This is a genomic window from Bacillus sp. FSL E2-8900 (assembly GCF_037966225.1).
In the GTDB taxonomy this organism is placed as follows: Bacteria; Bacillota; Bacilli; order Bacillales; family Bacillaceae_G; genus Bacillus_A; species Bacillus_A cereus.
Window position 1 is genome coordinate 3648675 of sequence record NZ_CP150193.1, and the last position, 14728, is coordinate 3663402.

Sequence of the window (14728 nt, forward strand, 5' to 3'; positions counted from 1 at the left end):
ATGCGCTTGTTTTATTTCCCTTCCCTAAGAATGAATCGTTTTTTTTACTGGATATCCATAAATAGATCCATCTTTTACTTTAATCTCATCTTCCCAAGGAACCTTATATTTACCTTCAGCTAAATCTTTTACAAACGTATATGGATTTTCTTTCACCCCACCAGGAGTTGCTACATATCCTCTTGAACCTAGATTATATATATTATTTTCCAATCCCCATCCTAATCTAGCCTGATCTGCTAGTTCTGGATATACTTCAGCAGTAACAATCTCCCAAGGATTTCGATGTCCCTGTACTAAAGTAGTCCCATCAAAATTACATACTTGTCCTTCACCAAAGTAATAAAATACGCCATCATAACCCGCTAAGTTTACCGACAATGTATACATTAAATTCTGCCATGCATTTGAACGATTGGTTAGCATCCATTGTTCACTAACTTGTGTACTATATCCAGAAATACGAATTAAGACATTTGCACCTTTATAGGCCGCTTCACGAGCTACTTCAGGGAACATGCCATCATGACAAATACAAACAGCTAATTTACTTCCTCCAGGTCCATCACAAACAGGTAAGCCTAAATCTCCAGCTTTCCAAGGCTCGACTGGCACCCAAGGATTTAGCTTACGATACTTCAAAATCATTTCACCTTGTGGATCAATAATAACTGCTGTATTATATGGCTCTCCACCATCAGGATTTTTCTCCATTATTGAAAAAACACCATATACTTTAGATTCTTTACATGCCTCAGCAAATAAGTCTGTTTCTGGCCCAGGCACTGTGCATAAAAATTCTTCTGTAGTCCATTTTTTTGTATTGAGCCCTTGTGTACTATATTCAGGAAATACTATCAATTCTAAACCAGGGTAACCTGATTTGGTCGAATGAATTGTTTTTATGATTTGTTGAATTTGTTTATCAATGTCTGCACGCGATTCTACTACTGGTACTGGATATTGAATTAGTGCTGTCAAAAAACCACTAATCGGCTTTACCATACTTCCACTACTACCCATTTAAACTCCCCCTTAAAATAGTTCGTGTTTATTAAAGATAACAATATATATTTGTAACTCTCTAAAAAACTTGCACTACATATGGAATTATTACGCATGAAAGCTAGTAGTAAATTTTATCTCCACTTTTAGTACACGCCTACACTAACTTAACATAAAAAGTTAGAAAATTCAATCTTTTTAAGGTAACTAAAAAGAAAAAGCGCATGGAATCCCATACACTTTTTTACTTAATCTGTAAATACGGCGGCAATTGTTGCAACTGCTCCTTATCCTTTTCACGTTCTCTACGTGCCCATCTAAAGAATACATAGCCTATAATTGTACCGTACACTATTTCCTGGACAATTTTCATTATGATACCACCAGTTTGCTGATCTTGTACGACTGGCATCCAGTGCAAAAATTCTGGTCCCGTTATATTTAAATCTGATAAAGTGCCCGCTGGTACACATAGTTCCATCGCTTTCATCCAAGCAGCCGGATCCGTATACGTTGCAAATAACGGGGCTGTCGCAAAAATGATTAACGCACATGCAGGCGTTAATAATATGCCGTTAGCAAACATATAACCAAGTTTCTTTATATCACTTAACGTTTGATATTCTGGTAATGGATTTAACATCGGCCACCACATCATGATTGCTGTAAAAAACAATATAGCGAGACAAATAGGATGAGCTATTTGACTTTGTTTTACCGTATCAAAAACAACTGGTAAATGATAAAAAGAAAACAGGCCGTTAAATACAAATAACGCAATAAGCGGTTTAGCAAATGCCTTTAATATAATTTGAACAAACTTAAAAGAAGTAATGTAACGATATAACCAAATTGGTATACCAAGCAACAGTAACGGTGGAACTGCAATATACATGACTGCCATTTCAAACATATGAGCACTAAATATAATATGGCCAATTAAATCAATAGGCCCTCCCTTTACAAAATACAAAAGAACAATACCAGTCGTAAAATAAAAAATTTGCTTTTTACTTACCTTCGTCGCATTTTCAAATCGCATTCTATATGGCCCAATAATTAAGAAGTACCCAATAAGAATCGAAAGCATAAATAATAAAAAGATTGGACTCCATAAAGCCTGAAAACCAAATATCCACAAGTTACTCATTTTCACACCTACCTTCGTAAGGTTATCTCATAATATGAAGAGGGAGCTGTGACAACACAAGCTCCCTTATTTTTCACTTTTCAAATCCACACGATTGTCATAAAAGCTAAAATTGTAATTAACCCTATTAGCAGACCAGAGTAAAGAAAGAAACTTGCTGCTTCATGTCCTTTATGACTCATATGCATAAAATAATACAATTGAAAAATTACTTGTACCACTGCTAATAGTAAAATAAACGGTACAGAGAAAATCGGACTAAAAGTTTTTGGATACGCCACCGCTACAAATGCAACTAATGTTAAAAAAATCATTAATGCAAACGTAATAACTTGATGCCTCATTTCCTCCGCACTTTTTCTCTTCCGATAAACAAGATCAACTTTAGGATTATTCGTTTGCTTTATCGCCATTGTTTATCCCACCATTCCCATTAAATATACTACAGTGAAAATAAACACCCAAACTACGTCAATAAAGTGCCAATAAATCGATGCAACATAAAACTTCGGTGCATTGTATAAATTTAGACCTCTCTTCGCATTTCTAAAGATTAATGTTAAAATCCAACATAACCCAAACAATACGTGGAGTCCATGTGTACCAACAAGAGCATAAAACGCAGAGCCAAACGCACTACTTCTCATAGTATGCTTAAATTCATGTGTATAATGATAAAACTCATATATCTCAAATCCTAAAAACCCTAAACCTAGCAATACTGTTACTAGTAACCAAAGCTGCATTTTCTTAAAGTTAAAGTTTTTCATGTGATACATCGCATATACACTCGTTAAGCTACTCGTTAATAAAAGCATCGTCATAATGAAAACGAGTGGCATTTGGAACATCTCTTGAGATGTTGGTCCACCATTTGTAGAATTCTTTAACGCTAAATATGTTCCGAATAAGGAAGCGAACAACACTGTTTCGCCTCCAAGAAATAACCAAAAACCGACAAACTTATTTTTCCCTTCAAGGGTTGCTTTTTCAGGCTCTGCTGGAAATGTTTCATTCGTTAATTTTTCATCTACATGCATTATGCCTTGCCCCCCTTATCCTCTAAATCTTCTTTATGAATATGATACCCATGATCATCAATTACTGAACGTAGGAACATTGTGCCAAATGTAATGATTAAACCAATAATTGCTACTAATAACCAGAACTTATCTTTTCCGCCCTGCATATACATCGCACCAAATGCCGCTATAAACAATCCGAAAGAAATGACAAATGGTGAAAACGAAGGATTTGGCATATGAATATCACCAACTGGTTCCGCTGCTGTCATTTCTTTATTACCTTCACGTTTTTCAATCCAAAACGGATCTAATCCGCGAACAAATGGTAATTGTTTAAAGTTATATTCTGGTGTCGGTGCTGGCATTGTCCATTCTAATGTACGTGCATCCCACGGATCACGACCAGCTTTTTCTTTTGATACTGTCGTTTTAATTACATTGAATAGAAGAACAATCGTTCCAAGAGCCATAAACACCGCTCCGATGGAACTAATCATATTCCCCATTTCCAACCCTTGCCCTTCAAGATATGTGTAGTAACGGCGTGGCATACCAATCAAGCCAAGGAAATGCTGAATAAAGAAAGTTAAATGGAAGCCGATAAAGAATAGCCAAAACGTTATCTTTCCTAATGTTTCATTTAATACTTTATTAAACATCAGTGGCCAATAATAATGAGCTCCTGCAAGTAAACCAAATACAACACCGCCAACGATTACATAATGAAAATGCGCTACTACGAAATAGTTATCATGAAATTGATAATCAGCTGGTGCAGATGCTAGCATAACCCCTGTAACTCCACCCATTACGAATGATGGAATGAAAGCTACTGCCCACATCATTGGTGTCGTAAAACGAATACTTCCGCCCCACATTGTAAAGAGCCAGTTGAATATTTTGATACCAGTCGGAACCGCAATCGCCATTGTTGCAACTGAGAAAATAGCATTAGCAACTGGACCAAGTCCAACAGTAAACATATGGTGCGCCCATACCATAAATCCTAAAAATCCAATTAATACAGTCGCAAACACCATCGATGAATAACCAAACAATCGTTTTTTCGAAAATGTTGCGAAGATTTCCGAGAATATTCCGAAAGCTGGGAGTATAAGAATGTATACTTCTGGATGACCGAAAATCCAGAATAAATGCTCCCATATAATTGTATTCCCGCCCAATGCCGGATTAAAGAAACTTGTTCCAAATAAACGATCTAACATTAAAAGTCCTAATCCTACAGTTAACGGCGGAAAAGCGAATAATATAAGCGAAGATGTTACAAATGTTGTCCATGTAAACATCGGCATACGCATATACGTCATTCCTGGAGCGCGCATATTAATAATGGTTACAAGGAAGTTAATTCCTCCAATTAGTGTACCAATACCTGAGATTTGCAAGCCGAGTACATAGAAATCAACACCATGACCTTTAGAGGCTAAAGCTAAAGATGCATAAGATGTCCATCCTGCATCAGGTGCTCCACCTAAAAACCAACTTAAATTTAAAAATACTCCACCAAAGAAAAATAACCAAAATCCGAGTGAATTCAAAAACGGGAACGCTACATCACGTGCACCAATTTGAAGTGGTACAGCGGCGTTCATAAATGCAAACACGAGTGGCATAGCTGCGAGGAAAATCATTGTTGTACCGTGCATCGTTAATACTTGATTATAAGCATCCCCAACAAGAAAAGCGTTGTTAGGAATCGCTAATTGAAGGCGAATAAATAGAGCTTCTATTCCGCCTATTACAAAAAACAATCCACCTGCAATTAAATAGAGAATGGCAATCTTTTTATGGTCTACTGTCGTTAAATAATCCCATATGACAGCACCCATCCCCTGTTTTTTTGCTACAGAACTCACGTTTTCAACCTCCCCTTCGCGAATAGTCCCTCTTTACTTTTCAACTTTTAACGTTTGTAAGTATGCATTTAATGCATCAATTTGATCATCCGTTAAGTTGCCATATTTGCCAGTCATTTTGTTTCCTGGCTTCATATTTTCAGGATCTTTCAGCCATTTTTTTAAGTTTTCTTCATTGTTTTCGGCAATACCGGCAACCATATCGCGATCCGCAAAGTTTGCTAAGTTTGGTGCGATACGAGCGGAAGGTGGTCTACTATCATTAGATCCAACTGCGTGACAACCAATACAGCTTTTATTAAATATTTCTTGGCCCTCTTGCGCCTTTGTTGAAGCTACTTCTTTCTTCCCATCAATCTTCTTCATATCAGCAAGCCATTTTTTGTACTCGCTTTCATCTAAAGCTTTCACTTTAAATTGCATTAAAGAATGTGATGGGCCGCAAAATTCTGTACAAAAACCATTATAAGTGCCCGATTTATCTGCCTTTAACCACATTTTGTTCACATTGTCTGTATTTGTATCCATTTTCCCTGCTAAAGATGGAACCCAAAATGAGTGTTTAATATCGGCACCCTTCAAATTTAAATACACTTTCTTACCTGTGGGGATGACCAAATCTTGCGAAGTTACTATCTTTTCTGATTTATAAGAAAATTCCCACCAATAAAGATTCGCTGTTACATCAACAACGATAGTATCTTTATCAATATTCTTTTTCTCCATCGCACTTACATCAGCAAGTTTGAATGTATATGTAACTGTTGGAACAGCTAAGATTAGTAAAAGAATAATCGGAATAACTGTCCATATAATTTCTAGCTTGTGATTCCCTTCAACTTGCTCTGGAATATAATCTTCCTGACCTTTCTTTTGTCGGAAACGCACAATTACATATAAGAAAATAATAGTAACTACTAGTACTACTCCTACCATGATTGCACTCGCCAGTAGAAGTAAATCATATTGCATTTTTGCTACTTCTCCTTGCGGAATTAAAGTAGATTGAAAGGCTTTACCGCATCCCCCTAACAGTAAAGCCAGCAGTGAAACGAACGAAAGCAGTCGCCACTGTTTCTTCATACAAACAACCCCCACTTTCCTTGTGAATTAGATTGTACTTTATAGTTAAGTAAAGTAAATCTCAACGTAAAGAAATCCAATTATGTCGTTGTCTTAGAAGAATGTAACTACAATCATTGATACAAATAAGATTGTTAAATAATTTAGGGAATAAACAAACATTTGCACGGACCATTTGATGTCATCTTTCTTACGGAAGCCATAAAATCCTAAAACGATCCATCCGATGTTAAGCAGTGTTGCAATTACCATAAATGTTATCCCTAGTCCACTCATATAAAATGGTAGTGGTAATAAACATACTGTCCAAATCATAATTTGGCGTTTCGTAATTTCAAATCCATGAACTACAGGAAGCATTGGAATTCCTGCATTTCGATATTCATCAACACGTTTCATTGCTAATGCAAGGAAATGTGGGATTTGCCAAATAAACATAATTAAAAATAACATCCAAGCAATTGGATGGCCTAAAGATGGATCGATTGCTGCCCATCCAATTAAAGGAGGAACTGCACCAGATATACTACCTACAACAGTATTTAGTGTATACTTTCTCTTTGTCCATAAACTATATAGAACAACATATGTGAAAGCACCAATAAATCCCATTAAGACTGCCATTGGTGTTGTTAATAATAAAAATACAAAACCAAGAAGTAATATGACTAGTCCAAATGTAAGTGCAAATCCTGGTTTATACTTTCCAGTAACCGTTGGACGGGTCTTTGTTCTTTCCATTAATGGATCGATGTCTCGATCAATGTAGTTGTTTAAACAACATACCCCTGCCATAACTAATCCAGAACCAACGATTGTAAAGAATAACTTATCCAGATTGTCCATTACACTTAATCCATTAAAGTGTAATGCCAACCAAAATCCTGTAAATACAGTAAGTGTATTTGAGTTTACAATCCCCATTTTAACGAGTGCTTTTAAATCTTGTAACCGAGTTGTTTCCGGTACACTTGTAACAGCGGACTCATCATGCAGCTCACTTGTTGCATGGTTCATCACTCTAACCCCCTCTTAAAACTTTCATCTTTCTTTTTGCGCATATTTCAAATGAAATAATTCGCTTCTATATAGCAATATTATTACAGTAGAAACATTGTTAACCCATTCTACTACTAATCTACGCTCATACTCCAATATATTAAATCATATTTCCCGAACATTTTGTGAAGAAAACATGAACTTTTTGTGTCGAATATAAAAAACTTCATTCTGACTTGTCCTTATCATAACATGATGTTACCTTCTATAATAAACTATTTTGTCCTATTTAACACGTATTCTCCCCATTTCTTTTCAAAATAGCCTATTTTTCACCCAAAATTTTCCTTAGGAACCCTGTTTTTACACCTGTTTTCTCCCCATTTCCTTCCTCCTCCATTTCTTTGCTATTTTATTATTTTTTATATATCATAGGAACTAGCGCGTTTTATTCTATACATAATGGAATGAAAATATTTCGCAATAACTTCATAGCAGAAAGATGGTGAAAGAGATTGCAACGCTTTATTAAATGGTTAGCAGTCATTACAAGCCTTGATTTATTAATAGTTTTATTAGGAGGCGCTTTAGTTACAAAAACAGGTTCTGGTCAAGGTTGTGGTAAATCATGGCCACTTTGTAACGGTGAATTTGTTCCATCTAATTTATCAATGGAAACTATTATTGAACTTAGCCACCGATTAACATCAGGATCAGCTGGAATTCTTGTCACTCTCCTTTGTATTTTGTCCTGGAAATATTATAAACATGTGCGTGAAACAAAAACGTTAGCAATTTTATCCTTCGTATTTTTAGTTGCACAAGCATTAATGGGAGCAGCAGCAGTTGTTTGGGGCCAAATGCCCGCTGTACTTGCTATCCACTTCGGTATTTCCTTAATTTCATTTGCTTCTGTCATTTTATTAACGTGTCTTATCTTTGAAATTGACCAAAAATTTGATGCACGTTCACTTATTATGGACAAAAAAATGAAATTTCATATTTATGGTGTAACAATTTACAGTTATATCGTCGTCTACACAGGCGCTTTAGTACGTCACGAACGAGCTAGCTTAGCCTGTCCAGACTTTCCTTTATGTAGCAAAAACAGACCTATGCCAACTCAACTACATGAATGGGTTCAAATGGGCCATAGAGTTGCAGCGATGTTAATTTTCGCTTGGATACTATACGCGATGATTCTCGCTATTCGCCATTACAAACAGCAACCTGTCGTATATTGGGGATGGATCATTTCATTTATCCTTGTTACACTTCAAGCTGTAGTAGGAGTTTTAGTTGTATTTACAAACGCTAGTTTAGCGATGGCATTGTTACATTCTCTATTTATTTCTTGCTTGTTTGCTGTACTATGCTATTTAGTTATGTTAGGAACAAGAAGTAAAGTGAATGCAAAAGAAGCTGCATCAACTTCTAAACAAACAAAATAATATAAAACTAAAATTCCTTGCCGAATTGGCAAGGGATTTTTTTGCAATAAAAAAAGAGCTGTATTTACACAGCCCTTTTTTTATTTTAGTGATCTAATTCAATAAGTAAATCACCCGTTTGAATTGCATCACCATCGTTAACATATACTTTCTTCACTTTACCATTGAACGGCGCTTGAACTGTCGTTTCCATTTTCATCGCTTCTGTAATTGCCATAGAATCGCCTTTTTTCACTTCGTCGCCTTCTTTTACAACTACTTTAATTACCGTTCCTGGCATCGTTGCACTAATATGATTTGGATTCTCACGGTTTCCTTTCACACGTTGTGCAACTGTTGCTTTTACACTCTCATCTTTCACGATAATTTCACGTGGTTGACCGTTGAATTCCAAGTAAAGAACACGGTTTCCATCCGGCTGAGGTTCTCCAATTGATACTAGTTTAACCATCAATGTTTTACCCTGTTCAATTTCTACATCAATTTCTTCACCTAGTCTCATACCATAGAAGAACGTCGGTGTATCAAGTACAGATACATTTCCATAAAGCTCAGCAACTTTTTCATAATCCATAAATACTTTTGGATATAAAGCATATGCCACTACATCAAAAATCGTTACTTCGCGTCCAAGTTTATGGAATAATTCTTCTTTTAACGCTTCGAAATCTACTGGCTCTAGTAATTCACCTGGTCTTACTGTTAATGGCTCTTTCCCTTTTAAAATAATCTTTTGTAATTCTTTCGGGAAACCACCGTACGGTTGACCTAAATCACCAGAGAACATTTCAACAACAGACCCTGGGAAGTCCATCGCATGTCCACGCTCTAAAACATCTTGTTCTGTCAGATGGTTCTGAACCATAAATAATGCCATATCACCAACAACTTTTGATGATGGCGTTACTTTTACAATATCTCCAAACATGTCATTCACACGGCGGTACATTACTTTCACTTCATCGAAGCGATCTCCTAAACCAACCGCCTTCGCTTGTTGCTGAAGATTACTATACTGCCCACCCGGCATTTCATGCATATATACCTCTGTATGCGGCGCATTCATACCACTTTCAAACGGTGCATAGTATTTGCGTACATCTTCCCAATAATGAGATAGTTTTTCTAAAGAATCTATATTAACATCTGGTTGTCTTTCGTTTCCACCTAATGCATAGTATAGCGTGTTCGCACTTGGTTGTGACGTTTGACCAGCCATAGAACTCACTGCTACATCGACGATATCAACACCCGCTTCAATTGCCTTCGTATACGTTAATATACCATTTCCACTCGTATCGTGCGTGTGCAGATGAATTGGAATCGACACTGTCTCTTTTAATGCAGAAACTAAATCATATGCTGCATTTGGTTTTAGTAAGCCTGCCATATCTTTAATACCTAAAATGTGAGCTCCTGATGCTTCTAACTCTTTTGCTAAATTTTTATAGTAATTTAAATCATATTTACTACGCAGTGGATCATGAATATCCCCTGTGTAGCACATTGTTGCTTCTGCAATTTTACCAGTGTCTCGTACAGCGTCAATTGCAACTCTCATGCCTTCCACCCAGTTTAAGCTATCAAAAATACGGAATACATCAATGCCTGCTTGAGCAGAACATTCCACAAATTTTTGAATTAAATTATCTGGATAGTTTTTGTATCCAACTGCGTTTGAAGAACGAAGTAACATTTGGAATAACACGTTCGGCATTTTTTCACGCAGATCTAGTAATCGTTCCCATGGATCTTCTTTTAAGAAACGATACGCAACGTCAAATGTTGCACCGCCCCACATTTCCGCTGAGAATAGGTTCGGTAACATTCTCGCTGTTGGCTCCGCAATTTGATGTAAATCTTTTGTACGAATACGAGTTGCAAGTAATGACTGGTGTGCATCACGGAATGTTGTATCCGTTAAAAGTACACGCTTTTGATCCTGTACCCATTTTACTAATCCGTCCGCTCCACGCTCGTCCAAAATTTGTTTCGTTCCATTTTGGATTGGCTCTGAATGTTTTAAACATGGAATACGAGCATCTGGGAATATTGGTTTTTCTTTTTTACCTACCCCTGGGAAACCATTTACTGTTACTGTACCAATGTAATTTAACATTTTCGTTCCACGGTCTTTACGTTTCGGGAACAAGAACAATTCAGGTGACGCATCGATAAATGAAGTATCATATTCTCCTGATAAGAAGTTTTTATGTTTTACTACATTCTCTAGGAATGGAATATTTGTTTTAATACCACGAATACGGAATTCTTTTAAGTTACGTTCCATTTTTGCAGCAGCTTGCTCAAAAGTAAGTGCCCAAGTTGTAACTTTTACAAGTAAAGAATCGTAGTACGGTGTAATAACTGCACCTTGGAAGCTATTTCCTGTATCAAGACGTACACCAAAACCACCGCCTGATCGATACGCCATAATTTTTCCTGTATCCGGCATAAAATTATTTAGCGGATCTTCAGTTGTTACACGAGATTGAATTGCAAATCCATGTACAACTACTTCCTCTTGCTTCGGAACACCTACCATTTTGCTATGTAATGCATGTCCATCAGCTATTAAAATTTGTGATTGAACAATATCTACTCCCGTAATCATTTCTGTAATCGTATGTTCTACTTGAACACGTGGATTTACTTCAATAAAGTAAAACTCATCATCTTTTACAAGGAATTCTACTGTTCCTGCATTTAAATAATTTACATTTTTCGTTAACTTCACAGCAGCATCACAAATACGCTGACGCAGATCATCTGAAAGTGATACACTCGGTGCAATTTCTACAACTTTTTGATGACGACGTTGTACAGAACAGTCACGCTCGTATAAATGAACAACATTGCCTTCTTCATCTGCTAAAATTTGTACTTCTATATGTTTAGGTTTTTCAACGAATTTTTCGACGTAAACTTCATCATTACCAAAGGCTGCTTTCGCTTCTGATTTCGCTCGATTATATGATTCTCCTAATTCCTCACTAGTACGCACAATACGCATACCACGACCGCCACCCCCAAGGGATGCTTTAATAATAATCGGGTAATCATACTTTTCAGCAAATTTTTCGACTTCTTCTAATGAATTTACTGGACCATCACTACCAGGTATAACTGGAATTTGTGCTAGCTGCGCTTGTGTTCTTGCTTTCACTTTATCTCCAAACATATCTAAATGCTTACTTTTCGGACCGATAAAGATAATTCCTTCTTCTTCACAACGTTTAGCGAATTGAATATTTTCTGACAAGAAACCATATCCAGGGTGGATTGCATCTACATGATTACTTTTTGCAATCTCAATAATGCCTTCAATATCTAGATAAGCATCAATTGGTTTTTTTCCTTCCCCAACTAAATAGGACTCATCGGCTTTATAGCGATGATAAGAACCACTATCCTCTTTAGAATAGATTGCAACTGTTTTTAATCCAAGTTCCGAACAAGCTCGAAACACACGAATTGCAATCTCTCCACGGTTAGCTACCAATACTTTTTGAATACGTTGCAGCTTTGTCATGATTTTCCCCCTCTACTTTCCTACCACTCTAGAGATAAAATATATACACACCTTAAAAAGCGTGAAGTTCTTCACTTTCCACATTATATTATACTTAGAAAGCTTCACTTTATTTTTATCCATCATACCTTATTTTTTAACAAATGATAAGTTTTCTGTGCAATTTGTTTCACAAAAATAGTATAGCATACCTCTTCCTTTTCTAACAACTTAATTGTATATCACATTAAACTAAATGTGATATATCGTTTAACCGAAAGATATATTAATACATCACATTTAAAACTACTTAAAAATAAAAACACATCATGCTCTAAAGCACAATGTGTTTTTATTTTACAACTACAAGATGTGGTCCATTTTGTTCTTTTTCTTTCATTAATCCATTCTGTTGTTTCTCTTGTCGTTTCACGTGACTAGCAATATTGAGTAGTATCCCCATCGCAAGTAGATTAGCTAATAAAGAACTACCACCGTAACTGACAAACGGTAATGGTACTCCGGTAAGTGGTATTACTCCAGACATACCACCAACATTAATAAACGTTTGAACTCCAAACAAGCTTGCAATTCCGATAGCTATTAAACTTCCAAATGGATCTGTACACTTTTGTGCGACTCTAAATGATCGAATAATTATAAGCAATAAACAAATCAAAATGATTGCTACGCCTATAAAACCAAGTTCTTCCGATATAATTGCCATAATAAAATCCGTTTGTGGTTCTGGTAAATAACCATACTTTTGCACACTATTTCCTAATCCCCTACCATTAAGCCCTCCAGAAGCAATTCCAATAAATGAATTTACCAATTGGAATCCATCCTTTTGAGGATCATTAAACGGATCAAGGAAAACAGAAAAACGTGCCTTTTGATATGGATTTAATGCATAATTGCCAAGAAGATATAGTGCCGGAATCCATACTATAGAAGTTAAAGCAATTCGTTTAATCCATAAGTTAACCTGTACTCCCGAACAAAGGAACATAATTCCTACTGTTCCTGCAATTAACAAATCAGTACCTAAATCATTTTGCTTTAATATTAAAAACATGATTATACCAACACCAATGAGTACTGGACCTGACCCTTTGAAAACAGGTGTATTCGTTTCTTGTCTTTTCGCAAAAAAATGAGCTAATATGAGGATAACCGTTATCTTTACAAATTCCGCAGGCTGTATTCCAAATATCCATCCGTTTGCACCGTTTACTGACTTAGTGAAAAAGGCAGCTGCAGCTAATAAAGCAACACTAGCACCGTAACTCCCCAACAAAAAAATTCGTTTTCTCCAAACTTTATATGGGATAGTAGCAATAATTATTAATACTATTGTCCCAGCAACTAAAGTAATTAATTGTCTTTTAAAAAAGAAATTTGCTGGTTTATCAAATCGCGAAATCGCAACAATGGAACTAGAACTATATACCATTATTACCCCCAGCACACATAAGATAACAAGAGGAAGTAACAATGAATAATCCATTGATTTCCATACTTTTTTCATTTCATTTCCTCTTTCTGTTTCAATTTAATTATTGTTGTATTCCATATGTACATTGATTCTTCCTGCTTTATTATACAAATAAAAAGCTCAAACTAATTTAGTTTGAGCCCCCTTATTTGAACCCGTTATTGTTGTTTGTTTGTAAATGCTTCATGAAGTGCAGATAACTCACGTTCGAGCTCACCTAACATTGCTTTCCCTTGTTCTTCTGCAATAAGACCAAGGCGAACTGCAAAATCGACCTCGCGGGATAGTCCAAACATTTGTGTGTCTAACACTTCTTCATATAATGGACATTGCGGCATTGTAAGATGGTCCATTTGCACCTTAATAAGTCTTAAAATCTTCTCTGCATCCGCTTGTAGAAGGGCTAGTGCCTTTTCCTGATGATTTGCTACTGTCTCAGACGCCAAATTGATTCCCTCCGTTTCCGTCCTACTCTCCTCTATCCTATCTATTAATATTAGCGATAGTTTTAATAAATTGCAATAGAAACATTTTTTGTGACAACAGTGTCTAATACTATTATACTGAAAAGTGGGAGTATAACACAAATGGGGGAACAACAATGAGCGAAATTTTATTTATTAACGGAAAAGTACGTTTTCCAATCACTATTGATCCAACTGTTTGGATCTTTGATGATCGAAAAGTAGATTTGACAACTTACTTTGATGAAACTAGAGAAAACACGTCTGAACTAGAAACTTATTTAAAAAACACTTCAGAACATTGGGATCGCGAAATCCGTGATGGTGCCGCTTTTCCTCCAATACAACAAAGTGTGAAGAAATATAAAAAAGAACAGCTGATTACTGGAACATTTGGTATACCATTTCATCCATTCCTTGCTAACGCTGAAATTTTAGAGGACGCTACGCAAGTTGAAATTGAAACGGTAGATCATACAATGACACTTCCATTAGAAACTGTCAAAAATGCTATACTAGGCTTTTCAAAAGAAGGAAAACCATTAAAAGAAGACGGGCCTGTTCATCTCTATTTCAATGATGGATCTAATCAACAAAATCCAATCCGTAACATCCGTAAATTTACAATTATTTAAAGAAAAGGAGTGAGCTTAAGCTCACTCCTT

12 protein-coding genes are annotated in these 14728 nt (G+C 36.1%); 2 read left to right on the forward strand and 10 right to left on the reverse strand.

Features of this window, described 5'->3' with window-relative positions; translation table 11 throughout:
* Window positions 1-24: 24 nt before the first annotated feature.
* The 7 genes from NST90_RS18500 to ctaB all read right to left on the reverse strand — a co-directional run bounded on the left by NST90_RS18500 (window position 25) and on the right by ctaB (window position 7157).
* Window positions 25-1023: a formamidase gene (locus NST90_RS18500; RefSeq protein WP_000535802.1), complete on the reverse strand. Its 999-nt coding sequence runs from the start codon at window positions 1021-1023 to the stop codon at window positions 25-27.
* A 226-nt stretch (window positions 1024-1249) separates the two neighbouring features.
* Window positions 1250-2155 (reverse strand): cytochrome c oxidase assembly factor CtaG, encoded by a 906-nt coding sequence (gene ctaG / locus NST90_RS18505; RefSeq protein WP_000069022.1) that lies wholly within the window; start codon window positions 2153-2155, stop codon window positions 1250-1252.
* A gap of 80 nt (window positions 2156-2235) precedes the next feature.
* Window positions 2236-2568 carry a cytochrome c oxidase subunit IVB gene (gene ctaF, locus NST90_RS18510; protein WP_000985706.1) on the reverse strand — a complete coding sequence of 111 codons (333 nt, stop codon included), beginning with the start codon at window positions 2566-2568 and terminating at the stop codon, window positions 2236-2238.
* 3 nt (window positions 2569-2571) lie between these two features.
* Window positions 2572-3195, reverse strand: a complete 624-nt coding sequence (gene ctaE / locus NST90_RS18515; RefSeq protein WP_000557861.1) for a cytochrome c oxidase subunit III — start codon at window positions 3193-3195, stop codon at window positions 2572-2574.
* On the reverse strand, window positions 3195-5030 hold the full coding sequence (ctaD, locus tag NST90_RS18520) for a cytochrome c oxidase subunit I (RefSeq protein ID WP_153578907.1): 1836 nt from the start codon (window positions 5028-5030) through the stop codon (window positions 3195-3197). The genes ctaE and ctaD overlap by 1 nt, the downstream gene beginning before the upstream one ends.
* A gap of 60 nt (window positions 5031-5090) precedes the next feature.
* A complete protein-coding gene (coxB, locus tag NST90_RS18525) occupies window positions 5091-6140 on the reverse strand; it encodes a cytochrome c oxidase subunit II (RefSeq protein ID WP_000745268.1) in 1050 nt (349 codons plus the stop codon).
* A gap of 93 nt (window positions 6141-6233) precedes the next feature.
* Window positions 6234-7157: a protoheme IX farnesyltransferase gene (gene ctaB / locus NST90_RS18530; RefSeq protein WP_001015058.1), complete on the reverse strand. Its 924-nt coding sequence runs from the start codon at window positions 7155-7157 to the stop codon at window positions 6234-6236.
* 497 nt (window positions 7158-7654) lie between these two features.
* Here ctaB and ctaA point away from each other — a divergent pair, with 497 nt between their 5' ends.
* Complete coding sequence (gene ctaA / locus NST90_RS18535; RefSeq protein ID WP_001188742.1) at window positions 7655-8590, forward strand: heme A synthase; 936 nt, start codon at window positions 7655-7657, stop codon at window positions 8588-8590.
* Between the two features lie 85 nt (window positions 8591-8675).
* On the opposite strand, the gene pyc is transcribed toward ctaA, so the two are convergent.
* The 3 genes from pyc to NST90_RS18550 all read right to left on the reverse strand — a co-directional run bounded on the left by pyc (window position 8676) and on the right by NST90_RS18550 (window position 14045).
* On the reverse strand, window positions 8676-12122 hold the full coding sequence (pyc, locus tag NST90_RS18540; RefSeq protein WP_000164085.1) for a pyruvate carboxylase: 3447 nt from the start codon (window positions 12120-12122) through the stop codon (window positions 8676-8678).
* Between the two features lie 331 nt (window positions 12123-12453).
* On the reverse strand, window positions 12454-13632 hold the full coding sequence (locus NST90_RS18545) for an FtsW/RodA/SpoVE family cell cycle protein (protein WP_016123290.1): 1179 nt from the start codon (window positions 13630-13632) through the stop codon (window positions 12454-12456).
* 125 nt (window positions 13633-13757) lie between these two features.
* Complete coding sequence (locus tag NST90_RS18550; protein WP_000135694.1) at window positions 13758-14045, reverse strand: YlaN family protein; 288 nt, start codon at window positions 14043-14045, stop codon at window positions 13758-13760.
* A 155-nt stretch (window positions 14046-14200) separates the two neighbouring features.
* On the opposite strand from NST90_RS18550, the gene NST90_RS18555 reads away from it, so the two are divergent.
* Complete coding sequence (locus NST90_RS18555) at window positions 14201-14698, forward strand: hypothetical protein (RefSeq protein WP_001289809.1); 498 nt, start codon at window positions 14201-14203, stop codon at window positions 14696-14698.
* Window positions 14699-14728: the final 30 nt, after the last annotated feature.